A 24,282-nucleotide genomic window follows, 5' to 3' on the forward strand; every position below is an offset into this window, starting at 1 on the left:
TTATTTATTGGTTATTTCTTTAAATATTGTAATGGTTTTTTTTAAACCATGAGTAAGTGACTCACCAATTATAAAATGACCAATATTAAATTCCGTAATTTCTTTAATTTTACTTAGTATAGAGGTAGTTTTGTAGTCAAGACCATGACCTGCATGAACCTCGATACCAAGTTTAACGCCCAGTTCTGAACATTTTTTTATTTTTAAATATTCATTTTTATAACTTTTATTTTCTTTTATTAAATTTGAAATTTTTCCTGTATGTAGCTCAACACAAGTAGCATTTAATTCTTTTGCAATTTTTATATCTTTTAAGTTTGGGTCAATAAATAGACTTGTTCTAATACTCTTCTTATTAAATAATGATATTATAGATTTAATTTTTTTCTTATTTTTAATTAAATTTAATCCACCTTCTGTTGTCACCTCTTTTCTTTTTTCAGGAACTATACAAATGAAATTAGGTCTATTCTTTAATGCTATATCAATTATTTCTTTGTTGAGTGAAATTTCTAAATTGGTAATTATTTTTCTACTTTTACAAATTTTAACAACATCAGAATCTTTTATATGTCTTCTGTCTTCTCTTAAATGAATGGTAACTGAATGTGCTCCACATTTAATTACGTGTTTGGCAATAGTAAATGGGTCAGGATGAAAAGATCCTCTTGCATTTCTAACTGTAGCAACATGATCAATATTAACTCCTAGTCTTTTCATTTAATAAATCTACTTCCTGGTACTGTAATTGGAGTATTTTTAAGACTTTCAGGTAATTTATTAGTCTTAAATGTTGGAACATCTATCTTCATATGAGAGATAATATTTTTTTTTATTTTTAATGAATTTTTGGTTGATCTGTCAATAATTGAAGCAAAACCAATAAGTTTTGCACCAGGTTTTGTTATTAATTTAACACACTCTAAACTCGATTTACCAGTTGTTATAACGTCTTCGATTATTAAAACTTTTGATCCTTTTTTTATATGAAAACCTCGTCTTAAAGCAAATTTGCCATTAACTCTTTCACAAAAAATTGTTTCTTTTTTTAAAATTTTACCAATTTCATAACCAATAATAACTCCACCCATTGCCGGAGCTAAAATCAAATCTATAGATTTAAATTTTTTTTTAATTTTTTTTGCTAATGAATTACAAATATCTTTTGCCAAATGTGGAAAACTTAAAAGTTTGGCACATTGAATATATTTAGGTGAATGCAAACCTGATGATAGAACAAAATGACCTTCTAAAAGAGCATTAGTTTTTTTTAAAATATTTAAAGATTTTTTGTGTGAAAGCATTTCTTTTTTCCTCATGTCTAATGATTTTAAATTTAATATCTTTTTGTTTTAGCTCACTAATAAAATTTGTAAAGTTTTTCAAGTCTCTAATAATAAGGTTAAATCTGAAGTTAATATAATCTTTAGTTTTTTCTTTCATCTCTACACTGGATATATTCAGTTTATGAGAGCCTAATGATGTGGTTATTTCACCAAGTTTACCAGGTTGATCTGGGAGAGAAATCCAAAGTGTTGTATTGTATTTTTTTATTCTTTCCTCTTTTTGTTCACCTTTAGAATGCCAGTATCTTCTAATAGCAGCTCTTGCTTTTCCAGTTTTTGTAATTGGTATCCAATGCAATGATGGTGATTTATTTTTAGAGGTTATGATTTCAACTACGTCACCGTTATAAAGTATGTTTTGTAATTCACTGTCATTACCGTTAATTTTACAAGATATTGCATGATCGCCAACTTTTGTATGAACAGCATATGCAAAATCTATTGGTGTTGCATCTTTTGGCAATTTGATAACTAAGCCTTTTGGTGTAAAGCAAAAAACATTTTCTTGAAACATTTGTAGTTTTGTATACTCAAAAAAATGTTCAGGGTTTTCATTTTTACCAATAATTTCCACAAGGTCGGCTAACCAGTCATATTCTTTCCATGTTAATGAATCAAATTTTTCAGATGATTTATATTTCCAATGGGATGCAATACCTCTTTCTGCAAATTCATGCATTGGCATAGTTCTTATTTGAATTTCAATAGGTCTTCTATTTGGACCTATCACAGCTGTGTGCAATGACTGATAATTGTTTATTTTTGGTGATGATATATAATCTTTAAATTTTCCTGGTATACAATTCCAGTGTTGATGAAAAATTCCTAATGCTTTATAGCAATCTTCTCCACTATTAAGAATAACTCTAAATCCAATTATGTCTGTAATTTGCTCTAATGATGTTCTTTTTTTTTGAACTTTTCTCCATATAGAAAATGGAGTTTTTTCTCTTCCAAAAATTTCAGCATTAATCTTATGTTCGTTTAAAAGCTCACTTAATTGTAAAGAAATAGAATTAAAACTATTTACTTTGTCTTCTTTAATTTCGTCTAATCTTTTTTTAATAAGTTCACGTGCTTCATTATTCAAAACTTTAAATGATAAGTCTTCAAGTTCATCTCTAATTCTATGCATGCCCATTCTATCTGCTAAAGGAGCATAAATTTCCATTGTCTCTCTCGCTATACGTTCTTTTTTTTCAACTTTAGATATAGCATCAATAGTTCTCATATTATGTAAACGATCTGCCAGCTTTACAAGTAATACTCTTATGTCTTTTGATGTAGCTAAGATTAATTTTCTAAAGTTTTCTGCTTTAGATGATGATGTTGCTTGGTTTTCAAAAACAGAAATTTTGGTTACACCATCTACAAGATTAGCAATCTCTTCTCCAAATTCATCTTTAATATTTTCATAAGTTGCGTGAGTATCCTCAATCGTATCATGTAAAAGCCCTGTAACAATAGTAGCACTGTCTAACTCTAGCTCACTAAGTATTGAAGCAACAGCTATAGGGTGATTTGAATAAGGATCACCTGAATCACGTTTTTGGTTTTCATGAGCTTTAACAGCATAATTATATGCTTTACTTAATTTTTCTGGATTTAAAAATTTATTATAAGTTTTAACTTTATTTATTAACTCTTCTGAATTAATCATTTTTAACTATAACATCAATTTATATTTGTTTAATAGATCTTAAATCTTTAATTGATAAAGAATTAATTAAATTTACTATATTAATCTTAGATTCTGGATGCTTCCAACTTCTGTTTATCTCAAATAATGGTAACAATACAAAATTTCTCTTGGTCATCTCTGGATGAGGTATTATTAATTTGTCACTATTTATATTCAAAATTTTTTTATCATAATCAATTATATCAATATCACATGTTCGTGGAGCATTTTTTTTTAGTCTAACCCTGCCTAATTTTAATTCAATATTGTTACAAATTTCTAATAATTCTAAAGGTGTTAAGATTGTCTCGATTTCTATTACAATATTTATGAAACTTGGCATTAAAGGATTTGGCCAAGATTTTGATAAATAGTGAGATGAAACTTTTTTTATCTTAATTTTATTTTTCTTAAGTTCAGACAAGGCTATATGAATGTTGGTAATTTTATTACCTAAATTTGATCCTATTGCTAAATATGATTGTTTAACTTGATTTTCTAATATGTCTTGCTTTTTCACGATTCCAGTCTCTATTTTTTTTAGTAGCTCTTTTATCAAATTGTTTTTTACCTTTTGCTACTGCTATTTCTATTTTAGCTTTTCCTTTTTTAAAATACATCTTTGTTGGAACAAGTGTAAAGCCATCCCTCTGCATTTTACCAATTAATTTGTTAATTTCCTTTTTGTTTAATAATAATTTTCGTTCATCTGTTGGATTGTGATTTGAATAACTGGCTTGCTTAAATGCAGCGATATGAGAGTTAATTAAAACTATTTCACCGTCTTTCTCTACAGCATAAGAGTCTGCAATATTAACTTTTCCATCTCTAATTGATTTAATCTCAGACCCTTTAAGAACTATCCCAGCTTCAATTAAGTCTTCAAAAAAAAAATTAAAACTTGCTTTTCTATTTAAGCAAATAATTTTTAAACCAGGATTGGCTTTCTTGTTCATTAGAGTAGATTTGCTGATACTAAAGCTTCTTTAACAATATCCTTAGTTGGGTCTGTAACTTTAACTAAAGGTAATCTAACCTCATCATCACAAAGACCCAGAAGTTTTGCGGCATATTTAACAGGGCTTGGATTGCTTTCTATAAACATTGAGCTGTGAATGGGTTGTAAAATTTTATCTAATCTGATTGCTTCAAGCTTGCTTTCATTATTTTCTATTTTTGAGGCTTTTTGAAAATCAGAACATAACTTAGGAGCAATGTTAGCTGTTACACTTATAGAGCCTACCCCACCTCTGTTATTAAATTCTAAAGCGTTATCATCATTACCTGTTAGTTGAACAAAATCAGTTCCCATTTTATCTTTTTGTTGATTAACTCTATCTAGATCACCAGTTGCATCTTTAACACCAACAATATTTTTCAATTCAAATAATCTAGCCATTGTATCAACAGACATATCAATTACAGATCTTCCAGGAATATTATAAATTATAATTGGTATCCCACATTTATCGTTTATTGCTTTATAATGTTGATATAAACCCTCTTGAGTTGGTTTGTTGTAATATGGAGTTACTATTAGAGCCGCATCTGCTCCCGCTTTTTCTGCATGAGTTGTTAAAGAAATTGCTTCTTTAGTCGAATTAGAGCCAGTGCCAGCAATAACTATATTTTTTCCATTGCTTTCTTTAACACATAAATCTATTACTTTTTGATGTTCATCATGGCTTAATGTTGGCGACTCACCTGTTGTCCCAGCAGGAACCAAGCCGTTTGTACCGTTTGATATTTGAAAATGAATTAGCTTAATATAAGCCTCAACATCTAGCTCATTATTCTTAAACGGGGTTATTAAAGCAACATTTGATCCTTTGAACATAAATACTTATAACATAGTTTAAAGATTCATTTAGTAAATTTATGCCCAGAAAGATAATTTTTTTTATAAAATCACTATTATTAAGTTTGGTAATTATAGGGAATATATTTGCTGCTGAAATATCAATAATTCCTTTAAAAAAACCTATTTTAGATGAAGAAGTTAAGAAGCAAAAGATATCTCAAGGGATCCTTAAACCTAAACCTAAACCATCACAAAAAAAAGAAGAAGTCAAAATCGTAACAGTCAAAAAAAATAAAAAAAAAATTAATTTTCTCATTCCTAAAAGTAAGCCATTAATAGTTAAAAGTGAAAAATCTGTAGTTCAAAAAAGATCAAAATACTACAGCCAAAAAGACTATGATATTGCAAAAAAATCTATCCAGGCAATGGAAAAAAGTCAATGGACAACTGCATTGAAAAATTCAAAAAATGCTAAAGATAAATCCATATATAATTTTATACAATGGAGACATTTATTAACAACAGGAAACCAAGCTACGTTTTATGACTACATGACTTTTATACAAAACAATAAACACTACCCAAGAATAAGTAGAATAAAATATTTAGCAGAACAAAAACTTTCAACGGATAAAATTTCTCCTAAAAAAATTATTAATTGGTTTGGAGTTGATGAGCCCTTAAGTGGCTATGGTATGCTGGTATTAGGTGAAAGCTTTATACAAACTGGAGATAATGAAAAAGGAATTGCTTTAATTAAGAGAGGCTGGATTACAGCAGAACTTTCTAGAGCTAGCATGAAATCTTTAAGTAAAAAATATAGAAAATATTTAGACTCAAAAGATTATATAAATAGAGCTGATTATTTAGCATGGGAAAATAAATATTGGGATTTAAAAAGAATGCTTCCTTATTTACCTAAAGATTATCAACTACTTTATACAGCTAGACAAATTTTGATGAGTAAATCTTATGGTGTTGACCAGGCAATAAAAAATGTTCCACAAAAATTCAAAAATGATGCTGGTCTCAATCATGATCGACTTAAATGGAGAAGAAAAAGAGGCAGAATTGATAGTTCACTTGAAATATTGTTTTCAATTAAAAATAATAAAGATTATCTAGTGAGACCAGATAAATGGTGGGTTGAGAGAGCAATCATGACACGAGCTCTTATTTATAAAAATAAATATGAGACAGCTTATAAAGTTGCTAGCCAACACTCACTAGATAAAGGATCAGAGTTTGCTGAGGCTGAATGGTTGAGTGGTTGGATTGCATTAAGTTTTTTAAATGACCCTATTTTAGCAGTTGACCATTTCAATAACTTTTATCAAAACGTTAGCTACCCTATAAGTTTGGCAAGAGGCGCTTATTGGCTTGGTAGATCTTATGAAAAAATTGGTGATAAACGACAATCAGAAGATTGGTATCGTGAAGCAACAAAATATCTAACAACTTACTATGGTCAATTAGCCTTTTTAAAAATCAACCCTAGTCAAAATTTTGAACTTGAAGAACAAGCTGATGTTGAAGATGACTATCGAAAATATTTTTACAATAAAGAGCTTGTAAAAATTACACATCTTTTAAATGAATTAAATAAAGATAAATATACCAAAAATATACTGAGACATTTGGCTAATGACAATATTGCAAGTGGAAGTGAGATTTTAGCAGCTGAGCTTGCTACAAATATATCAAGATACGATTTTGCGATCCAAATATCAAAGTTAGCCTCATATGAAAAAAGATTTCATAATACTTTTAATTATCCAATTATAAGTGTCCCCCAGTATGTTAATGGCAGAAAAATACCTGAAACAGCTTTTATACTTTCTCTTATAAGACAAGAAAGTGAATTTGACATGAGAGCAAACAGTCATGTTGGTGCACAAGGTTTAATGCAAATAATGCCCTATACGGCTAAGCTAGTTGCTAAACAAGCAAAACTTCCATATTCAAAATCAAGGTTAACTTCTGATCCTGAATATAATATTAATCTAGGCTCTCATTATATAGCTGGTTTAATTTTACAATATGATGGTGCCTACCCTTTTGCTACCGCAGCATATAATGCCGGTCCTAAAAGAGTTAAACACTGGAAAAAAATAAACAAAGATCCTCAAAAAAAACAAATTGATTTTGTAGACTGGGTTGAATTAATTCCATTTAAAGAAACTCGTAACTATGTTCAACGTGTTATGGAAAACTACAATGTTTACAGATATATCTTGGAAAAAAAGCCTATTAAAATTAAAGACTTTTTTAAAGATCAGCCTTTATTTTAATGGCGGAAGAGGAGGGATTCGAACCCTCGGTACAAGTTTCCCCGCACGGTCATTTAGCAAACGACTGGTTTCAGCCTCTCACCCACTCTTCCACTGCGACATTGATATAACCGATTGTATTGAATATTCAATATTTATAAAGTAATTCTTGAATAATATTATGAAAAATAAGTATTCAATATTCTCATTAGTCAAAAATGCTTTTTCCTATCATGAAAATTGGCAAAAAGCCTGGAAAGATCCCACTGTAAAAAAAGAATATGATGCAGTTATTATTGGTGGTGGTGGTCATGGTTTGGCAACTGCTTACTATTTAGCAAAAAAACATAATATGACAAATATTGCGGTAGTAGAAAAAGGCTGGATTGGTGGTGGTAATACAGGAAGAAATACTACGATTATAAGATCTAATTATTTATGGGATGCTAGTGCTGGTCTTTATGATCATGCTTTAAAATTGTGGGAAGGTTTATCTCAAGAAATAAATTACAATGTAATGTTTAGTCAAAGAGGTGTGATGAATCTTGCACATAACTTACAGGATGTTAGAGATTTAAAAAGACGAACACATGCTAATAGATTAAATGGCATAGACGCAGTTTACTTAAGCACAGAAGAAGTCAAAAAATTTTGCCCTATTATTAATACCTCACAAGATATTCGATATCCTGTACTGGGTGGAACTTTACAAAGAAGAGCTGGTACCGCAAGGCATGATGCTGTTGCTTGGGGGTATGCTAGAGGTGCAGATGAAATGGGTGTAGATATAATTCAAAATTGTGAAGTTAAAGGAATTAAAAGAAATGGTGATGAAGTAGAAGGTATTGAAACAACCAAAGGTTTTATAAAAACTAAAAAAGTTGGAGTAGTTGCTGCTGGTCATTCAAGTGTGCTAGCAAACATGGCAGGTTTAAGATTACCTTTAGAAAGTAAACCTCTTCAAGCTCTAGTTTCAGAACCAGTTAAACCTATTATTGATACAGTAGTGATGTCTAACGCTGTACATGCATATGTTAGTCAGTCTGACAAAGGTGAGCTAGTAATAGGTGCAGGCACTGATGATTATGTTTCTTATTCACAAAAAGGTAGTCACGATATTGTTGAGGGAACATTAAATGCAATCTTAGAACTTTATCCAATTTTTAGTAGAATGAGAATGCTTCGACAATGGGGTGGAATTGTAGATATCTGCCCAGATGCTAGTCCTATTATTAGTAAAACGACGATAAAAGGTTTGTACTTTAATTGTGGCTGGGGAACTGGTGGATTTAAAGCAACACCTGGATCAGGTGATTTATTTGCTCACACAATCGCAAATGATGAACCACACAAACTAAATGCTGCATTTAATTTAAATAGGTTTATCAGTGGAGACCTTGTTGATGAACATGGTGCAGCGGCGGTAGCTCATTAATGTTTTTAATTACTTGTCCTTTTTGTGGTGAACGAGAACAAAGTGAATTTAAAGCTGGTGGTGAAGCTCACATTGAAAGACCTAAACAACCCACAGAATTAAGTGATGATGAATGGGCAGAATACTTATTTATGAGAAAAAACATTAAAGGAATTCAATTTGAAAGATGGAACCATGCTCACGGATGTAGAAAGTGGTTTAACATGGTGAGGGATACTTCAAATGACCAAATTAAAGCTGTTTATAAAATGGGTGAAAAACCTCCTATAAAATAATTTAATGCTAAAAAATTTAAGAGTTACAACTAGTAAATATATTGATGAAACTTCCAGAGTTTCTTTTAAATTCAATGGAAAATCTTATTTTGGATACAAAGGTGATACCCTTGCCTCAGCTTTGCTAGCTAATGGTATTCATTTAGTAGGAAGAAGTTTTAAATATCATAGGCCACGAGGAATAATGACTTCAGGATCTGAAGAGCCTAATGCAATTGTACAGGTTAATAACAACACAGCACTAACAGAACCCAATGTTAGAGCAACCGAACTAGAAATCTATCATGGGCTTGAGGCAAACAGTCAAAATTGTTGGCCTAGTGTTAACTTTGATATTGGAGGTATAAATAATTTCTTATCCCCACTTCTGCCTGCTGGTTTTTATTATAAAACATTTATGTGGCCTGCTAATTTTTGGGAAAAGTATGAATATGTTATAAGACATTCAGCAGGACTAGGAAAATCTCCAACAGTGCCTGATCCTGACATATATGATCATAAATACATTCACTGTGATGTTTTGGTTATCGGAGCTGGCATTAGTGGAATTATAGCTGCAAAAACTGCAGCAAAAAATAATCTTAAAACATTATTACTTGATGAAAAAAATGAAATCGGAGGATCTACAATTTTCCAAAATTCAGATCATATAAAAATAAACGATCAAAATTCTTCTGTTTGGTTAGAAAATGAAATTAATGAATTAAGAAATATTGAAAACCTAGAAATTAAAACAAGAACTAGTGTTGCTGCTTATCATGGATATAACTATTTATTAGCTAGAGAAAATTTAACTGATCACCTTCCTAAAAATGAAAAAAATAAAAAAGTAAGACAAAGATTATTAAAAATTAGAGCTAAAAAAGTTATTGTTGCTACTGGTTCTTTAGAGCGACCTCTGGTATTTAATAATAACGATAGACCTGGTATTATGCTTTCATCTGCAGTTAAAAAGTATGCAGATTATTATGGTGTTGCAACTGGTCAAAAAAATATATTTCTTACTAATAATGACACAGCTTATGAAAGTGCAATTTCATTACAAAAAAAAGGTATTAAAGTTGAAGCAATCATAGATATTAGAAAGCAATCTAAAACTGCATTTACTAAAGAAGCTGACGATTTAGGGATTAAAGTTTATAGATCACACACAGTTGTAAATACTGAGGGTTATAAAAGAATTAATAAAATTACAATAATGGAATTGTCAGAAGATGGTCAATCTTTTGCAAATCCAGAAAAAATAGAACTTGATTGTGATTGCCTAGCAATTGCAGGTGGATGGACGCCAGCCGTTCATTTGTTTACTCAATCAGGAGGTAAATTAAAATTTAGAGAAAAAGATCAAGTATTTATTCCTGATATATATTCATCAGCTCAAATTAGCATTGGTTCTTGTAATGGTGATTTTGATTTAGATGATGTTATAAAAAATTCTACAAAATCTTTAAAAGAATTTTTAAATATAAATGAAACTGAATTTGACAATTTAGAAATAAATTGTCCTAAAGATAATAAGATTAGAAATATTTGGCTACTTCCATCCGATAAAGTTTTAGGAAAAACAAAACCTTTCGTAGATTATCAAAATGATGCAACTGCAAAAGATATTAAACTTGCTCTAAGAGAAGGTTTTAGATCGATTGAACATGTAAAAAGATATACAACAACTGGAATGGGTACCGATCAAGGAAAGCTTGGTAATATGCATGCCCTTGGTATTATTGCAGAAACTGCTGGTGTTAAGATGGGTGAGCTTGGAACTACAACGTTTAGACCTCCTTACACTCCATTAACATTTGGAACAATTGTTGGACGAAATGTTGGTGAATATTTTGATACATTTAGAAGAACGCCAATGAATGACTGGCACATAGAAAATAAAGCTGAATTTGAAAATGTTGGTCAGTGGAAAAGAGCTTGGTACTATCCAAAAAATAATGAAACAATGCATGAGGCCGTTCAAAGGGAAAGTAAAGCTGCAAGAAATAGCGCTGGTATATTAGATGCTTCAACTCTTGGTAAAATTGATATTCAAGGAACGGATGCTTCAGAATTTTTAAACAGAGTTTATACAAATGCTTGGTCAAAACTTGCCATTGGAAAATGTCGTTATGGTTTAATGCTTAATGAAGATGGTATGGTTTACGATGATGGGGTCACAACTAGACTTGATGAAAATCATTATATTATGACCACAACAACAGGTGGTGCTGCAAACGTATTAGGAAAACTAGAAGATTACCTACAAACTGAATGGCCTGAACTAGATGTGTATTTGTCATCTGTAACGGATCATTATGCAACAGCTAGCATCTGTGGGCCTAATAGTAAAAAAATTCTTAATAAATTAATACCTGATCTTGATCTTTCAGATGAAAGCTTTCCACACATGTCATTCAAAAATACAAAAATTGGCAATATTAAATGTAGAATTATGCGTATTAGTTTTACTGGTGAACATAGTTATGAAATTAATATCCAAGCTAACTATGGTGAAGACTTATGGAAAAAATGCATGGAAGCAGGTAAAGAATTTAACATCACTCCTTATGGCACTGAGACAATGCACTTATTAAGAGCAGAAAAAGGATTTATTATTGTTGGCCAAGATACGGATGCAACGATGACACCTATAGATTTACAGATGGATTGGATTGTTAGTAAAAAGAAATATGACTTTATTGGTAAAAGATCTCTTTATAGATCTGACACCATGAAAGAAGATAGAAAACAATTAGTAGGTTTACTGACAGATAATCCAAGTGAAGTTTTAGAAGAAGGAGCTCAAATAGTTGCTGACACTAGTTTAAAACCAGTTGAAATGCTAGGTCATGTAACTTCAAGTTACTATAGCCCTAATTTAAATAAATCAATTGCCCTAGCAGTAGTTAGAGGTGGAAAAAATATGCTAGGTCAAAAATTATTTATCCCAATGGAAAATAAAAATATTAATGTGACGATTGTTGATCCTGTTTTTTTTGACAAAGAAAATTTGAGGTTAAATGCTTAATTATAAAACTTCTATTAAAGGGGATATAACATATTCTGATTTAGAAATTAAAGAAATCAAACCTATTATGAAATTAATCATAAGAGGTAAAACAAAAGATTTTATTACTGCAGTAGGTAAAAATCTTAATATGGTTTTACCCACTGAGGCTAATACGTCTACATCAGCAGAGAAATTAACTGCATTTTGGTTAAGTCCCGATGAATGGATGTTAATATCAAATGAAACTGTGAGTGAGGAAAGTAACACTTATCAAGTTGAAGATGAATTAATTAAAAATATATCTAAAGTTAAATTGGGCGCTGTAACTGATGTTAGCGACCAATTTGTAATGTTAAATATCAAAGGTGGTAAGGTTTTTGATTTATTTGCTACAGGTTCCCCTTTCAATTTTAATGATTTTAAAACAAAAAAAGGACCAGTTGTTCAAACAATATTATCTCATATTGATGTAATTATTCATCATAAAGAGATTAATGAGGTAAATTTATTTGTTAGAAGGTCTTTTTCTGAGCATTTACACTCTTGGTTGAGTGATAGTGCGTCAAGGTTATAAGCTTATATTTATTAAAATTATTGTTATAAAAAGTTTATGAAAAAAATACTTCTTGTGGTGCTATTAGCACTTTTACCCTTCTCTCTTAACGCAGAATCAAAACTTGATCAGATTTTATCCTCTGGTGAGTTAAAAGTTGGAACAACAGGCGACTGGGATCCAATGGCCATGAAAGATCCTGCTACAAATAAATATAAGGGATTTGATATTGATGTCATGCAAGAATTAGCAAAAGATATGGGTGTGAAAATTACCTTTGTACCAACTGAATGGAAAACAATTGTTTCAGGAATTACCGCAGGAAGATATGATATTTCCACAAGTGTCACTAAAACTCCAAAAAGAGCAGAAGTTGCTGGATTTACAGATTCTTATTACAAGTATGGAACTGTTCCATTGGTACTTAAAAAGAATTTAAAAAAATATTCAACATGGAAATCTTTAAACAATAAAGATGTAACGATTGCTACAACACTTGGGACTTCTCAAGAGGAAAAAGCTAAAGAGTTCTTTCCTTTGTCTAAATTACAATCAGTTGAGTCACCTGCAAGAGACTTTCAAGAAGTATTAGCTGGTAGAGCTGATGGAAACATTACAAGTTCAACAGAGGCTAATAAATTAGTTGTCAAGTACCCTCAATTAGCAATTGTTCCTGATGGAGAAAAAAATCCTGCCTTTTTAGCAATGATGGTTAGTAAAAATGATCAAGTTTGGAATGATTATGTAAATGAGTGGATCAAAAGTAAAAAATCCTCTGGTTTCTTTAATAAACTACTCGCTAAATATAATTTAAAAAGCTTATAAAAAATTAGATATTAATCTCTAATTCATTATAACTTTAAGAGTGAAAAATTTACTTTTTTTACTTTTAATTTTACCCCTTACCTCTTGTAGTGGTCAGGAATTGGGTTGGTTTATTCTATCACCTAACAATGTTGAAGGTTTAACAAACCTAAAATTTTTATTAAGTGGTTTAACTACAACTATTTATATTTCAGTAGTATCTATAATTATATCTGCAATTTTAGGGTTTATCGTTGCAATTCCTTCTTTAGCTAAGAATAAATTTTTAACATACATAAATATTGGATATGTGGAAATTGTAAGAGCAATACCGTTACTTGTTTTAATATTATGGATTTATTATGGTTTACCTATAATGACTGGATTAAGTTTCAGTCCATTTGTGTCTGGAATAATTGCGCTGGCAATAAGTGAAAGTGCTTTTCAAGCAGAAATTTTTAGAGCAGGAATAAACTCAATTAAAAAATCACAATGGGAAGCAGGCTCATCACTGGGTTTAACTTTTTATAAAAGGTTAAGATTAGTAATTCTTCCACAAGCAATTAAAAATATCCTTCCTGCATTAGGCAACCAGTTTGTATATGTATTAAAAATGTCTTCATTGGTATCAATTATAGGTATTGGTGACTTAACAAGAAAAGCAAATGAATTAGTTGTGTCAACCTATAGACCATTAGAAATTTATACATTTTTAATCTTGGAATATTTAATTTTGATATTAATTGTTTCTTTCATAGTAAGAAAATTTGAAAAAAAACTTAAACAAGATGGTAATAATTAATGAGTAATTTAGACTATGATGTTGAACTAAATGATGGTGTTATTACTTTTAAAAACATTAATACTACACTTGGTTTTGTTCGGTATAATGAGACAGCCGAAGTGGAGTATATTTTTGTTAACCCCATGTTTAGACGTCAAGGACTTGCTAAAAAACTATTAAGTATCGTTGAGGAAAAAACTAAAATCAAACCCACACCTCAAGACCCAATCAGTCCTTTAGGTGAAAAGCTCTTTAAAATTAATAAACAAGAGATTAACTAGAATTTTGGAGCACCTGTTAACAGAACTACCCTATTAGCTTTAATTTTTCTTAGATTTTCTGTAATCCCAAGGATAATCAAATTCCATAGACCACATACCTATTTTATTAATTCTTGCATAATCTTCATCAGATACAAATTTTTTTGAATACCTTCTATAGGCAAATGCATAGCCACTTCTAACTAAATAACTTGATAAGCTTTCGTTATTAACAAAACATTCAGCCAGTGTTCTTTTGTATTGATCTTTTCCTTCACTAATACATTCAACGCTATTGTTTGAAATTTTATCAATAAGGATTTGTTTTGCTGTAATTCCACAAGGATCCTTAGCTCCTTCGTTAAGGCAAGTTTGTTTTAATTCAGGTGTATCTATCCCTGTAAATCTAATTTTTTCTCCATTAAGATGAATTGTGTCTCCATCTACAATTTTAATTGTTTGAGATTTGACTTGGTTAATAGTTAAAATAAATATTAGTGCGGAAACACTAATAAGAAAAATGGCTTTTTTTTTGTTTAAAAACATTATTTAAAAAATATCCAATAAAGATGATTACTGCAATACCCATAAACCAATTGGTTGCCATGATGGTATAAAAAATATCCGCATAATCTCCTCCTCTAATATTAATTACATACCATAATGATAAGAACGGAAATGCAGTTAACCTTAGAACGCTTAAGTAAAGACTATAAATTGGTTTTTTAAGTGCCTGAAAGACTGCTGTTGTAATAAAGAATACTGGGTAAATAGGAGCTATTAATGCAGCAACTTTTAAATATATAGCACCATGATAAATAGCTTCTACATTATCTGTAAACTGAGATACAAAAAACTCTGCACCGAAGAATAAAACCACACCTGCTACGGCCATAAACGATGATCCAAAAAATAATGCCTTAGTATAAAGCTCTCTAATACGGTTATAATTTTTAGCACCAAAGTTTTGTCCACCGATAGAAAGTACTGCTGTATTTAAACCAATTACTGGAAGTAAGAAGACTTGCTCAACTCTTAAAGCTGCACCATAGCCTGCTGTTGCAAGATCACCAAATTGTCCAATAAAATATAATATGTTAAAAATACCTACTCCAATAAACAACATACTAATCATAATTGGCATTGCTTGTGCGAACAATTCTTTAAGAAGAATAAACTTAGGAATAAAGCATTTAATAGATAAATACTTTCTTAATTTACATGAGTTAATTTTATAGGCTAAATAAATAGTACCAATAGATTGAGCGATAACAGTTGCTATTGCAAGGCCACCTATACCATAAGCTGGAACAATTCCGTATCCCCAGATAAATAATGGGTTTAAAAAAATATTTAAAAAGAAGCTAAAGATAAGAACATTTCTATAACTTTTAGTATCTCCCTGTGCATTTAAAGCTCCATTTAAAGAGATTTGGATCATAACTATAAATGTTCCATAAAAAATTATATCTAAATACTCTCTAGTTAAAGCGATACCAGCAGCATCAGAGCCCATAACACTCAAGAGAAAATTAGAGGCGTTTAATCCAAATAAAGTAACTACAATAGAAGTAACCAATGAAAAAATTACTGATTGAGCAATAAATAGTGAAGCTTTATTAATTTTTTTAGCACCTAATAAATTGCCAATACATGAGTTCGTTGCAGCTCCAATACCAACACCAACAGCAATGATAACAAAATATATGGGAAATGACTTAGCAATAGCACCTATAGCTTCTGCAGAAATTCTACCCGCAAACCATGTATCAACTAAATTATAAAATGTTTGAAATAATGAACCAACACTTGCTGGGATAGTTACTTTTCTAAGTAATTCCCAAATTGGATCTTTAGTTAATTTAATGGCTTTGGACAATTATTTTTCCTATTTAAATTCTTTTTGAAATATATGCTTCGATCCAGTCTTTTTAGCAAGGTTTATTTGCTTTTGTCTCATTCGAAATCTCTCTTTTTGAGTTTGAGTTAAATTATCATGACAGTTTACGCATGAAACACCCTCCTCATATTTTTTAGACTTCTTATCTTTTGGTGAAACCGGTTTTCTACATCCACTACACATTGAGTATGTGCCAGTTATTAATCCATGTTTAACACTGATTCTGTTATCAAAGACAAAACATTCCCCATTCCATAAACTTTCCTTTTTCTTAATATTTTTTAAATAATTTAAAATTCCACCTTTTAACTGATAAACATTTTTAAAACCTTTTTTTTCTAAAAATACTGAAGCTTTCTCACATCTTATTCCACCAGTACAAAACATTGCAATTGGTTTTGTTTTTTTTAGTTTATTCAGGTATTTTGGAAATTCTCTAAAATTAGCAACATCAGGATTAACTGATCTTTTAAAGGTACCCACATTATATTCAAATGGTTTTCTTGAATCTAAAACTAATGTGTCTTTATCATTAATTAACTTATTCCATTTTTTAGGATCTATATGATTATTTTTCTTATTTTTTGATGACAAAGAAAGACCCATGGGAACTACTTCTTTTTTAATTTTTACTTTTGGCTTATGAAATGGTTGAAATTTACTTTTTGAAATATTTTCACTATCAAACTTTTTAAAATTCAATATCTTTTTAATCTTGGTGATAGTTGACTTTAGATCGTTAGCTTTTCCTGAGATTGTTGCATTTACTCCTTCATTAGCTATAATTATTGTTCCTCGAATATTTTTTTTAATCAAATAATCCTGTAGTAAAATCTTATTTTTTTTTAAAGAAGTGAGTTTTTTAAATTTGTAAAAACCAAAAACATCAAACATTATATCACTCTACAAACAGTCATACCGTCACCTAAAGGGACAATGATTTGTTCCACTCTTTTATCGTTTGCAACATAAGTATTAAAATCTCTAATATTTACAGTGAATTTATCTAAATTATCTTCATCAGCGACCTCACCATGCCATAAAACATTGTCTACAATAATCAATCCTCCTTTATATAATAACTTCAGTGATCTTTCATAATATTCTTTATAATTCATTTTATCGGCATCAATAAAAACCATATCAAATTTACTATTCTTTAATTCATCTAAACTATCTAATGCAGGCTTAACAATTGTTTGAATTTTATTATTAAGATTAGCTTTTTTAAAAAAATTTACTGCAATCTTGTTGGTTTCTTTGTCTTTATCTAGCGCTATAAGTTTGCCATCATCTGGTAGTGCTAAAGCTATTGAAAGTGCACTTAACCCAGTAAAAGTACCAATTTCAAGTACATTTTTAATGTTAGAGGTTTTTATAATTAAATGAAGAAAATGACATTGAGATGTTGCAACTTGCATTCTCTTAACATCCCCAAGTGTATTATTGTATTCGATTATTTCTTGCTGGATGGGATTTAACTTTAAACTAAAATTATTTATATATTTTTCAAGCTTTTCAGTAATTCTAATTGCTTTACCCATGGTATTTTAAGTCCTTTGTGTCTACCTATTTTAAGACTATTGAAGTTTTTTTTTTAATATTTCATTTATTAGTTGTGGATTAGCTTTACCACCTGAAACTTTCATTGCTTGACCTACAAAGAAACCAAATAGCTTTTCTTTACCATTCTTATATTCAATAGCTTTTTCTCTATTAGTATCAATTATTTTATCTATTAACGCCTCTAAAGCTTTAGGGTCACTTTCCTGTTTTAAACCTTTTTCTTCAACAATTATTTGAGGATCTATGTCTCCATCAATCATCAATTCAAATATTGTTTTAGCTATTTTTCCAGAAATTGTTCCATTCTTAATTAGATTAATTAACTTTGCTAAATTTTTGGCACTTACTGGGCTTTCAGATATTTCTAAATTTTTATTATTTAAAACAGCAAATAATTCACCTGTAATCCAGTTAACTGCTAACTTCATATCTTTGTTTTTGCCCATTTTAGCAACTACCTCTTCAAAATATTTAGCTGTTTCAATATCTGATACTAAAATTGTTGCTTCGTAAGCAGAGACTTTAAACTCATCAATAAATCTTTTTTTCTTATCGTCTGGTAATTCTGGGATATCTGCTTTAAGTTTTTCAATAAATTCATCTGTTACTTCTAATGGTAATAGGTCTGGATCTGGAAAATATCGATAATCATGAGCATCTTCTTTAGATCTCATAGATCTTGTTTCATTTTTTTTAGTATCAAATAATCTTGTTTCTTGATCAATTGTTTTACCATCTTCAATTAAATCAACTTGTCTATTAGCTTCATAATCAATAGCCATTTGCATAAATTTAATTGAGTTAACATTTTTAATCTCACAACGAGTTCCAAGTTTATCAGAACCTTTAATTCTAACAGAAATATTGACATCAGCTCTTAAAGAGCCTTCCTGCATATTTCCATCACACGTACCAAGGTATCTCATAATAGATCTTAATTTTTTAATATAAGCACTAACTTCATCTGGAGTTCTCATGTCTGGTTTGCTAACAATTTCCATCAAAGCTACACCAGATCTATTTAAGTCAACCAATGTATTTTGTGGGTCCATATCATGAATACTTTTTCCAGCATCTTGTTCTAGGTGTAATCTTTCAATCCCTACTTCTTTTTGGCCATGTGCCATATCAAGAATAACTGTTCCCTCTCCTACTATTGGATACTTAAACTGTGAGATCTGATAACCTTGTGGAAGATCTGCATAAAAATAATTTTTTCTATCAAAAACTGATCTTTTATTAATTTGAGCTCTTAAACCTATGCCCGTTTTAATTGCCTGTTTTACACAGTACTCATTAATAACTGGAAGCATTCCTGGAAATGCAGCATCCACTAAACTTACTTGTGTATTAGGTTCAGCACCAAAGGTAGTTGATGAAGATGAAAATAATTTAGAATTCGATGTAACTTGAGCATGAACTTCAAGGCCGATTACTACTTCATAAACATTATCTCGTCTTTCAATTAAATATTCTGAATTATCTTTAGTCATCTATTTAATCCACCAGTCAGTAATTTTATTTTTAAACTGAATTTTCTCTTCCATAGCATAAGCTATGTTTAAAATATTTTGTTCATCAAAAGCTTTACCAATAATTTGTAGTCCCAATGGATAACCTTTAACATCTATTCCTGCTGGAATTGAAATTGCTGGTAATCCAGCTAAATTCACTGGAACTGTAAATATATCATTTAAATACATTGAAACTGGGTCATTAGTTTTTTCACCAATTTTAAAAGCAGCACTTGGTGTTGATGGGGTTAAAATTGCATCAACTTTTTTATAAGCTTCATCAAAATCGTTTTTTATTAATTTCCTAACTTTTTGAGCCTTTAGATAATAAGCATCATAATAACCAGAGGACAAAACATAAGTCCCAATCATTATTCTTCTTTGAACTTCGCTACCAAAACCTTCAGATCTTGTCTTTTCATACATATCAATAAGGTTTTCACCTTTAGATCTAAAACCATACTTAACACCATCATATCTTGCTAAGTTTGAAGAAGCTTCCGCAGGGGCCACTATATAATAAGTAGGTAGAGCATAGTTTGTATGAGGTAATGAAATTTCTACAATTTCAGCACCACAATCTTTTGCATACTCAATGCCCTTCGTCCATAAATCCTCTATTTCTTTTGGCATTCCATCAACTCTATATTCTTTAGGAATTCCAATTTTCTTACCTTTAATATTATTTGTTAATTCTTTACTGTATTCATTTCTTTTAAAATCAATTGATGTTGAGTCTTTTTCATCATAAGTACTAATTATTTCTTGAAGCAATGCGCAATCTTTTACATCTTTAGACATTGGTCCTGCTTGATCTAATGAAGATGCAAAAGCAACAATTCCATATCGTGAACAACTTCCATAAGTAGGCTTTAATCCAACGGTACCTGTAAATGAAGCAGGTTGTCTAATAGAGCCACCTGTATCAGTTCCAATTGTAATAGGCGTTAAATTAGCTGCTAGAGCTGATGCAGAGCCTCCTGAAGAGCCACCTGGTACTAAACCTTTGTCTATTGGACTTTGTACATTTCCAAAAAAACTAGTTTCATTAGATGAGCCCATTGCAAATTCATCACAATTTAACTTACCAAGTAATATCGCACCTTCATTCCAAATATTTTGAGTAACAGTAGACTCGTATGGTGGAATAAAATTATTTAAAATTTTACTACCTGCTGTAGTTTTAACATCTTTGGTACAAAACAAATCCTTAACAGCTATTGGAACACCCGGAAGTTTTAAATCAAAATTTGGTTTTTGATCAAAACTTTTAGCTTTCAAAAGTGCATTAGAAAAATCTTCTGTTATGTATGTATTTAAATCTCTAGATTTTTCTCCTCTATCAATAAAAGCTTTTGTAGTTTCTTCAGAAGAAATCTTTTTATCTTTAATATTTTTAACTAATTCAGTTAAAGTGAGTGATGTAATATCAGACATTATTCAACAACCCTTGGTACTACAAAAAAATCTTCATTTTCCTCTGGTGAGTTTTTTAATATTTGATCTCTAATATTTTCACTTTTAACCTCGTCGGCTCTTAATTTTAATGTGGTCTCTGCAACAGAAGTTAAAGGCTCAATATTATCAGTATTGAGTTCATTTAATTTTTCAATGAAATCAAATATAGAGTTAAGATCTCCAGCTAATTTATTAGCTTTTGCATCATCAACTGAGATTCTTGATAATTTAGATATATGCTTTATTGTTTTAAGATCAATTGTCATGTGGTAATTAAATATGTCGGCAAACTATCACTTAAGTATAAAATATACAATATGATCACAATTGAAGATTTTAAAATAAAACACACAAATAAGGTGAGATTTATTGGTTTAGATTTAGGGTCTAAAAGAATTGGTGTATCAATTTGTGATGAAAGACAATCCATAGCCACACCCTTTAAAACCATAAACAAAACCAACACAAACGAACTAATTGATGAACTTAAGATAATAATTAAGGATAATAATATTGGTGGAATAATTGTAGGGAACCCAGTTAATATGGATGGCAGTCTAGGTAGATCAGCTCAATCAGTTAATGATGTTGCATCAAATATATCAAAATCTATAGACCTGCCAGTAATTTTATGGGATGAGAGACTTTCAACAGTTGGAGCATTTAATCTATCGAGTTTATTAGACGTTAACGTTTCAAAAAGAGTTAAAACAATTGATCAAAATGCTGCGGCCTTTATTTTACAAGGGGCAATAGACTTTTTAAATAATTAATACTTGCCATAGTGATGGTTAATAGTTATAGAGTTAATTTTAATGGCAACCAAAATAAATAAAGCTATTAAAATCTCTCAAAAACACCTCCTAGGTATTCAAGATCTATCAATTAATGATGTTAATTTTATTTTAGAAGAAGCTAAAAGTTTCATCAAATTAAATCAAAGTAAAAACAAAAGATTAAATGTCTTAAGTGGTAAAACTCAAATTAATTTGTTTTTTGAACCTTCAACAAGAACACAGAGTTCATTTGAATTAGCTGGAAAAAGATTAGGTGCAGATGTTATGTCAATGAATATGGCAAATTCAGCTATTAAGAAAGGTGAAACACTCATAGATACTGCAATGACTTTAAATGCAATGCATCCTGATATAATTGTAATTAGACACCAAGATTCAGGTGCGTGTAATCTTTTATCTCAAAAAGTAAATTGCGCAGTACTTAATGCTGGAGATGGAAGCCGTGAACACCCTACTCAAGCTTTACTAGATGCTTTAACAATTATAAATCGAAAAAAAAAAATTGAAGGTTTAAGAGTTGCGATTTGTGGTGACATAACTCATTCACGTGTTGCAAGATCAAATATTTATCTTTTAAATATGTTAGGTGCAGAAGTTAACATTATTGCACCATCAAATTTAATGCCAAAAGAAATAGAAAAGTTTGGGGTTAATACTTTTACAGATATGAAAAAAGGTTTGAAAGATTGTGATATTGTAATGATGTTAAGGTTACAAAATGAAAGGATGACTAGTTCTTTCTTGTCTTCTAATAGAGAGTACTATGAATATTATGGACTAACTCCAGATAAACTTGCTCATGCAAAAGATGATGCTTTAATTATGCATCCAGGCCCTATGAATAGAGGGATCGAAATTGACACTAAATTAGCAGATGACATTAACAGAAGCGTAATTAAGGAACAGGTTGAACTAGGTGTTGCAGTAAGAATGGCTTGTTTAAAAATATTTTGTGAATAAATGAAAAAACAATACTTTATAAATGCAAATATAATTGACCCTTATAACTCTATCAATGAGAAAGGTGGATTAATTATTGGAGAAGATGGCTTTATTGAAGCTGTTGGTAAAAAAGTAAATACTAATAACATTCCTTCAAGAGAAAAAGTAATAGATTTAAATGGCAAATATATATTCCCAGGTCTAGTTGATATGCGTGTCTTTGCAGGTGAACCTGGTTATGAATATAAAGAAAATTTTAGAACGCTAAGTAACGCAGCTCTTGCAGGAGGTGTTACTTCAGTTGTTACTATGCCTAATACTGACCCAATTATAGATAACGTTTCAATAGTAGATTTTTTAAAAAGACGTGGAAGAGATAAATCTAAAATAAATGTTTTTCCAAGTGCAGCCCTTACCAAAAATATTGAAGGAACTACCATGACTGAATTTGGTCTACTTCAAAGTAGAGGAATAATTGGATTTACTGATGGAGTTAAAACAATTCAAAATACTAGATTAATGTCACGCATAATGAATTCAGCTAAAGACTTGGGTACACTGATCATGCAACACGCTGAAGATTATGATTTATCCAAAAATGGAATGATTAATTCTGGAATTATTGCAACTAAACTTGGATTATCTGGAATACCTGCTGTTGCTGAAAGAATAATTATTGAAAGAGATTTAACGTTACTTGAAAACATTAAATGCAGATATCACATATCACAGATTTCAGCTGCTAAATCAGTAGAAATTATTGAGGAAAGAAAAAATAAAGTTAAATTTACAACAGGTGTCTCCATAAATAATCTTTCATTAAATGAAAATGATATAGGAGATTTTAGAACTTTTTTAAAATTATCACCGCCATTAAGAACTGAAGAAGATAGAATTGCTCTAGTACAAGGATTAAAAGATGAAACGATAGACGTTATTGTATCTGATCACAAACCAGAAGATGAAGAGCAAAAAAGATTAACGTTTGCACAAGCATCTACAGGGGCCTCTGGAATAGAAACGCTTTTATCATTAAGTCTAGAATTATATCACAATGGCTCTGTTAAATTAGAAACTATCATTAAAGCTTTAACATCAAACCCTGCAAAAATTTTAAAAATTGATAAGGGTAATCTTTCAGTGGGCAATGAAGCAGATTTTTGCATTGTTGATATTGACAAGCCATGGGTTGTCAAAAAAGATAAGCTTGTCTCCAAATCAAAAAATACCTCTATTGAAGACAAAAAACTTCAAGGAAAAGTCACCAATACATTTGTAAAAGGTGAAGAATTATTTAAGTTATAATAATGGAATATTTAATTGTTGCATTAAGTTCATATTTATTAGGATCAATACCTTTTGGTTTTATACTTACAAAAATATTTTTAAAAAAAGATATTAGAGATATTGGCTCAGGAAACATTGGGGCAACAAACGCTCTTAGAACAGGCAATAAAACATTAGGCTACGCAACTTTACTACTGGACATAACAAAAGCTGTATTGCCTGTTTTATATGTAAAATTTAATTATCCTGATTACATCTTCATTGCATCATTAAGTGCATTTTTAGGTCATGTTTTTCCAATATGGCTTAAGTTTAAAGGGGGTAAGGGTGTTGCAACATATGTTGGAATATTATTTTCGATAAACATTTTTTTGGGTTTGGTATTTATTATTAGTTGGGCTGTTACATTTCTTATTTCAAAATACTCATCACTTTCATCACTAGTTGGTAGTTTAATGGTGCCAATGTATTTAATAGTTTTTGAAAATTATAATTCAATATTTTTCATAATAATGTTTGTGCTTATATTCTACACGCACAGAGAAAACGTCAAACGATTGAAAAACAAAGAAGAAACTAAGACTAAAATTTATTGATTTGACTATCTAAGTCTT

At 30.2% G+C, this 24,282-nt stretch carries 25 protein-coding genes and 1 tRNA gene; 12 read left to right on the forward strand and 14 right to left on the reverse strand.

Annotation, left to right across the window (positions count from 1 at the left end; translation table 11 throughout):
* Genes SAR11_RS05285 through dapA form a run of 6 tightly spaced genes read right to left on the reverse strand, consistent with a single transcriptional unit; the run spans nucleotide 1 to nucleotide 4,864 of the window.
* Nucleotides 1-720: a pyridoxine 5'-phosphate synthase gene (locus tag SAR11_RS05285; protein ID WP_006996869.1), complete on the reverse strand. Its 720-nt coding sequence runs from the start codon at nucleotides 718-720 to the stop codon at nucleotides 1-3.
* Nucleotides 717-1,304 carry an orotate phosphoribosyltransferase gene (pyrE, locus tag SAR11_RS05290; protein WP_011282137.1) on the reverse strand — a complete coding sequence of 196 codons (588 nt, stop codon included), beginning with the start codon at nucleotides 1,302-1,304 and terminating at the stop codon, nucleotides 717-719. Before pyrE ends, SAR11_RS05285 begins: the two co-directional genes overlap by 4 nt.
* On the reverse strand, nucleotides 1,261-3,006 hold the full coding sequence (locus SAR11_RS05295) for a bifunctional (p)ppGpp synthetase/guanosine-3',5'-bis(diphosphate) 3'-pyrophosphohydrolase (protein WP_006996867.1): 1,746 nt from the start codon (nucleotides 3,004-3,006) through the stop codon (nucleotides 1,261-1,263). The genes pyrE and SAR11_RS05295 overlap by 44 nt, the downstream gene beginning before the upstream one ends.
* Nucleotides 3,007-3,025: 19 nt before the next feature.
* Nucleotides 3,026-3,547 carry a 2-amino-4-hydroxy-6-hydroxymethyldihydropteridine diphosphokinase gene (gene folK / locus SAR11_RS05300; RefSeq protein ID WP_011282138.1) on the reverse strand — a complete coding sequence of 174 codons (522 nt, stop codon included), beginning with the start codon at nucleotides 3,545-3,547 and terminating at the stop codon, nucleotides 3,026-3,028.
* On the reverse strand, nucleotides 3,513-3,983 hold the full coding sequence (gene smpB, locus SAR11_RS05305) for an SsrA-binding protein SmpB (RefSeq protein ID WP_006996865.1): 471 nt from the start codon (nucleotides 3,981-3,983) through the stop codon (nucleotides 3,513-3,515). Before smpB ends, folK begins: the two co-directional genes overlap by 35 nt.
* Nucleotides 3,983-4,864, reverse strand: a complete 882-nt coding sequence (dapA, locus tag SAR11_RS05310) for a 4-hydroxy-tetrahydrodipicolinate synthase (RefSeq protein ID WP_006996864.1) — start codon at nucleotides 4,862-4,864, stop codon at nucleotides 3,983-3,985. The genes smpB and dapA overlap by 1 nt, the downstream gene beginning before the upstream one ends.
* 41 nt (nucleotides 4,865-4,905) lie before the next feature.
* Between dapA and SAR11_RS05315 the strand changes: the two genes are divergently transcribed.
* The gene (locus tag SAR11_RS05315) at nucleotides 4,906-7,119 is read left to right on the forward strand and encodes a lytic transglycosylase domain-containing protein (RefSeq protein ID WP_011282139.1); all 2,214 of its coding nucleotides are present in this window, start codon (nucleotides 4,906-4,908) and stop codon (nucleotides 7,117-7,119) included.
* Here the strand turns inward: SAR11_RS05315 and SAR11_RS05320 are convergent.
* Nucleotides 7,120-7,211: transfer RNA gene (locus SAR11_RS05320), tRNA-Ser, on the reverse strand.
* A gap of 68 nt (nucleotides 7,212-7,279) precedes the next feature.
* Here SAR11_RS05320 and SAR11_RS05325 point away from each other — a divergent pair.
* Genes SAR11_RS05325 through SAR11_RS05355 form a run of 7 tightly spaced genes read left to right on the forward strand, consistent with a single transcriptional unit; the run spans nucleotide 7,280 to nucleotide 14,225 of the window.
* Nucleotides 7,280-8,533 (forward strand): sarcosine oxidase subunit beta family protein, encoded by a 1,254-nt coding sequence (locus tag SAR11_RS05325; RefSeq protein ID WP_006996862.1) that lies wholly within the window; start codon nucleotides 7,280-7,282, stop codon nucleotides 8,531-8,533.
* Nucleotides 8,533-8,808, forward strand: a complete 276-nt coding sequence (locus SAR11_RS05330; RefSeq protein WP_006996861.1) for a sarcosine oxidase subunit delta — start codon at nucleotides 8,533-8,535, stop codon at nucleotides 8,806-8,808. The genes SAR11_RS05325 and SAR11_RS05330 overlap by 1 nt, the downstream gene beginning before the upstream one ends.
* Nucleotides 8,809-8,812: 4 nt before the next feature.
* The gene (locus SAR11_RS05335) at nucleotides 8,813-11,821 is read left to right on the forward strand and encodes a sarcosine oxidase subunit alpha family protein (RefSeq protein WP_006996860.1); all 3,009 of its coding nucleotides are present in this window, start codon (nucleotides 8,813-8,815) and stop codon (nucleotides 11,819-11,821) included.
* The gene (locus SAR11_RS05340) at nucleotides 11,814-12,377 is read left to right on the forward strand and encodes a sarcosine oxidase subunit gamma (RefSeq protein ID WP_006996859.1); all 564 of its coding nucleotides are present in this window, start codon (nucleotides 11,814-11,816) and stop codon (nucleotides 12,375-12,377) included. The genes SAR11_RS05335 and SAR11_RS05340 overlap by 8 nt, the downstream gene beginning before the upstream one ends.
* A gap of 36 nt (nucleotides 12,378-12,413) precedes the next feature.
* The gene (locus tag SAR11_RS05345; protein WP_011282140.1) at nucleotides 12,414-13,181 is read left to right on the forward strand and encodes a transporter substrate-binding domain-containing protein; all 768 of its coding nucleotides are present in this window, start codon (nucleotides 12,414-12,416) and stop codon (nucleotides 13,179-13,181) included.
* A 40-nt stretch (nucleotides 13,182-13,221) separates the two neighbouring features.
* Nucleotides 13,222-13,962: an amino acid ABC transporter permease gene (locus SAR11_RS05350; protein WP_006996857.1), complete on the forward strand. Its 741-nt coding sequence runs from the start codon at nucleotides 13,222-13,224 to the stop codon at nucleotides 13,960-13,962.
* Nucleotides 13,962-14,225, forward strand: coding sequence for a GNAT family N-acetyltransferase (locus SAR11_RS05355; protein ID WP_006996856.1), 264 nt, complete (start codon nucleotides 13,962-13,964; stop codon nucleotides 14,223-14,225). The genes SAR11_RS05350 and SAR11_RS05355 overlap by 1 nt, the downstream gene beginning before the upstream one ends.
* Nucleotides 14,226-14,264: 39 nt before the next feature.
* Here SAR11_RS05355 and SAR11_RS05360 read toward each other — a convergent pair whose 3' ends face one another.
* From SAR11_RS05360 to gatC, 7 genes are read right to left on the reverse strand one after another with little or no spacing between them, the layout of a single operon-like run.
* Nucleotides 14,265-14,750 (reverse strand): thermonuclease family protein, encoded by a 486-nt coding sequence (locus tag SAR11_RS05360; protein ID WP_006996855.1) that lies wholly within the window; start codon nucleotides 14,748-14,750, stop codon nucleotides 14,265-14,267.
* Nucleotides 14,713-16,083, reverse strand: coding sequence for an MATE family efflux transporter (locus SAR11_RS05365; RefSeq protein ID WP_006996854.1), 1,371 nt, complete (start codon nucleotides 16,081-16,083; stop codon nucleotides 14,713-14,715). The genes SAR11_RS05360 and SAR11_RS05365 overlap by 38 nt, the downstream gene beginning before the upstream one ends.
* 9 nt (nucleotides 16,084-16,092) lie before the next feature.
* Nucleotides 16,093-16,998: a rhodanese-related sulfurtransferase gene (locus SAR11_RS05370; RefSeq protein WP_011282142.1), complete on the reverse strand. Its 906-nt coding sequence runs from the start codon at nucleotides 16,996-16,998 to the stop codon at nucleotides 16,093-16,095.
* A complete protein-coding gene (locus SAR11_RS05375) occupies nucleotides 16,998-17,648 on the reverse strand; it encodes an O-methyltransferase (protein ID WP_011282143.1) in 651 nt (216 codons plus the stop codon). The genes SAR11_RS05370 and SAR11_RS05375 overlap by 1 nt, the downstream gene beginning before the upstream one ends.
* 36 nt (nucleotides 17,649-17,684) lie before the next feature.
* Complete coding sequence (gatB, locus tag SAR11_RS05380) at nucleotides 17,685-19,163, reverse strand: Asp-tRNA(Asn)/Glu-tRNA(Gln) amidotransferase subunit GatB (RefSeq protein WP_011282144.1); 1,479 nt, start codon at nucleotides 19,161-19,163, stop codon at nucleotides 17,685-17,687.
* Nucleotides 19,164-20,621, reverse strand: a complete 1,458-nt coding sequence (gene gatA / locus SAR11_RS05385) for an Asp-tRNA(Asn)/Glu-tRNA(Gln) amidotransferase subunit GatA (protein WP_011282145.1) — start codon at nucleotides 20,619-20,621, stop codon at nucleotides 19,164-19,166.
* Nucleotides 20,621-20,908: an Asp-tRNA(Asn)/Glu-tRNA(Gln) amidotransferase subunit GatC gene (gene gatC, locus SAR11_RS05390; protein ID WP_006996849.1), complete on the reverse strand. Its 288-nt coding sequence runs from the start codon at nucleotides 20,906-20,908 to the stop codon at nucleotides 20,621-20,623. The genes gatA and gatC overlap by 1 nt, the downstream gene beginning before the upstream one ends.
* A gap of 51 nt (nucleotides 20,909-20,959) precedes the next feature.
* On the opposite strand from gatC, the gene ruvX reads away from it, so the two are divergent.
* The 4 genes from ruvX to plsY are packed head-to-tail and all read left to right on the forward strand — an operon-like array spanning nucleotide 20,960 to nucleotide 24,264.
* On the forward strand, nucleotides 20,960-21,415 hold the full coding sequence (gene ruvX, locus SAR11_RS05395; RefSeq protein WP_006996848.1) for a Holliday junction resolvase RuvX: 456 nt from the start codon (nucleotides 20,960-20,962) through the stop codon (nucleotides 21,413-21,415).
* Nucleotides 21,416-21,457: 42 nt separating this feature from the next.
* Entirely contained in the window at nucleotides 21,458-22,399 is a 942-nt protein-coding gene (locus tag SAR11_RS05400; RefSeq protein WP_006996847.1) for an aspartate carbamoyltransferase catalytic subunit, read from the forward strand.
* Complete coding sequence (gene pyrC / locus SAR11_RS05405; RefSeq protein WP_011282146.1) at nucleotides 22,400-23,686, forward strand: dihydroorotase; 1,287 nt, start codon at nucleotides 22,400-22,402, stop codon at nucleotides 23,684-23,686. It begins immediately after the preceding gene.
* Between the two features lie 2 nt (nucleotides 23,687-23,688).
* Complete coding sequence (gene plsY, locus SAR11_RS05410) at nucleotides 23,689-24,264, forward strand: glycerol-3-phosphate 1-O-acyltransferase PlsY (RefSeq protein ID WP_006996845.1); 576 nt, start codon at nucleotides 23,689-23,691, stop codon at nucleotides 24,262-24,264.
* Nucleotides 24,265-24,282: the final 18 nt, after the last annotated feature.

This window comes from Candidatus Pelagibacter ubique HTCC1062, assembly GCF_000012345.1.
In the GTDB taxonomy this organism is placed as follows: domain Bacteria; phylum Pseudomonadota; class Alphaproteobacteria; order Pelagibacterales; family Pelagibacteraceae; genus Pelagibacter; species Pelagibacter ubiqueversans.

What these genes read in the sequence shown, in the direction of transcription:
- SAR11_RS05285 (WP_006996869.1), bottom strand. Translation starts at nt 720, where the DNA reads ATGAAAAGACTAGGAGTTAATATTGATCATGTTGCTACAGTTAGAAAT.
- pyrE (WP_011282137.1), bottom strand. Translation starts at nt 1,304, where the DNA reads ATGCTTTCACACAAAAAATCTTTAAATATTTTAAAAAAAACTAATGCT.
- SAR11_RS05295 (WP_006996867.1), bottom strand. Translation starts at nt 3,006, where the DNA reads ATGATTAATTCAGAAGAGTTAATAAATAAAGTTAAAACTTATAATAAA.
- smpB (WP_006996865.1), bottom strand. Translation starts at nt 3,983, where the DNA reads ATGAACAAGAAAGCCAATCCTGGTTTAAAAATTATTTGCTTAAATAGA.
- dapA (WP_006996864.1), bottom strand. Translation starts at nt 4,864, where the DNA reads ATGTTCAAAGGATCAAATGTTGCTTTAATAACCCCGTTTAAGAATAAT.
- SAR11_RS05315 (WP_011282139.1), top strand. Translation starts at nt 4,906, where the DNA reads ATGCCCAGAAAGATAATTTTTTTTATAAAATCACTATTATTAAGTTTG.
- SAR11_RS05325 (WP_006996862.1), top strand. Translation starts at nt 7,280, where the DNA reads ATGAAAAATAAGTATTCAATATTCTCATTAGTCAAAAATGCTTTTTCC.
- SAR11_RS05330 (WP_006996861.1), top strand. Translation starts at nt 8,533, where the DNA reads ATGTTTTTAATTACTTGTCCTTTTTGTGGTGAACGAGAACAAAGTGAA.
- SAR11_RS05335 (WP_006996860.1), top strand. Translation starts at nt 8,813, where the DNA reads ATGCTAAAAAATTTAAGAGTTACAACTAGTAAATATATTGATGAAACT.
- SAR11_RS05340 (WP_006996859.1), top strand. Translation starts at nt 11,814, where the DNA reads ATGCTTAATTATAAAACTTCTATTAAAGGGGATATAACATATTCTGAT.
- SAR11_RS05345 (WP_011282140.1), top strand. Translation starts at nt 12,414, where the DNA reads ATGAAAAAAATACTTCTTGTGGTGCTATTAGCACTTTTACCCTTCTCT.
- SAR11_RS05355 (WP_006996856.1), top strand. Translation starts at nt 13,962, where the DNA reads ATGAGTAATTTAGACTATGATGTTGAACTAAATGATGGTGTTATTACT.
- SAR11_RS05360 (WP_006996855.1), bottom strand. Translation starts at nt 14,750, where the DNA reads ATGTTTTTAAACAAAAAAAAAGCCATTTTTCTTATTAGTGTTTCCGCA.
- SAR11_RS05370 (WP_011282142.1), bottom strand. Translation starts at nt 16,998, where the DNA reads ATGTTTGATGTTTTTGGTTTTTACAAATTTAAAAAACTCACTTCTTTA.
- SAR11_RS05375 (WP_011282143.1), bottom strand. Translation starts at nt 17,648, where the DNA reads ATGGGTAAAGCAATTAGAATTACTGAAAAGCTTGAAAAATATATAAAT.
- gatB (WP_011282144.1), bottom strand. Translation starts at nt 19,163, where the DNA reads ATGACTAAAGATAATTCAGAATATTTAATTGAAAGACGAGATAATGTT.
- gatA (WP_011282145.1), bottom strand. Translation starts at nt 20,621, where the DNA reads ATGTCTGATATTACATCACTCACTTTAACTGAATTAGTTAAAAATATT.
- gatC (WP_006996849.1), bottom strand. Translation starts at nt 20,908, where the DNA reads ATGACAATTGATCTTAAAACAATAAAGCATATATCTAAATTATCAAGA.
- ruvX (WP_006996848.1), top strand. Translation starts at nt 20,960, where the DNA reads ATGATCACAATTGAAGATTTTAAAATAAAACACACAAATAAGGTGAGA.
- SAR11_RS05400 (WP_006996847.1), top strand. Translation starts at nt 21,458, where the DNA reads ATGGCAACCAAAATAAATAAAGCTATTAAAATCTCTCAAAAACACCTC.
- pyrC (WP_011282146.1), top strand. Translation starts at nt 22,400, where the DNA reads ATGAAAAAACAATACTTTATAAATGCAAATATAATTGACCCTTATAAC.
- plsY (WP_006996845.1), top strand. Translation starts at nt 23,689, where the DNA reads ATGGAATATTTAATTGTTGCATTAAGTTCATATTTATTAGGATCAATA.